Source organism: Peptoniphilus sp. HMSC062D09 (genome assembly GCF_001811425.1).
Lineage (GTDB): Bacteria > Bacillota > Clostridia > Tissierellales > Peptoniphilaceae > Peptoniphilus_A.
On the sequence record NZ_KV804715.1, the window covers coordinates 1 to 263 of the forward strand.

1 rRNA gene is annotated in these 263 nt (G+C 43.3%); it reads right to left on the reverse strand.

Features of this window, described 5'->3' with window-relative positions:
• Positions 1-200, reverse strand: a 16S ribosomal RNA gene (locus tag HMPREF2801_RS05500); the annotation flags it as partial.
• Between the last annotated feature and the right edge of the window lie 63 nt (positions 201-263).

Genomic DNA, 263 nt, shown 5'->3' on the forward strand with positions numbered 1-263 from the left:
TGATTTTATTTGGTATTAATCCCGGTTTCCCGAGGCTATCCCAATGTCTAAGGCAGGTTACTCACGTGTTACTCACCCGTCCGCCGCTAATCCATTTTATCTTCACCCCGAAGGGATCTGTCAAAATTTCATCGCTCGACTTGCATGTGTTAAGCGCGCCGCCAGCGTTCGTCCTGAGCCAGGATCAAACTCTCAATTAAAAATTTGTATGACTCATTAGTTTTCTCAAAACTAAACGAATTTCTGGTTTGCTTTGTGATTCT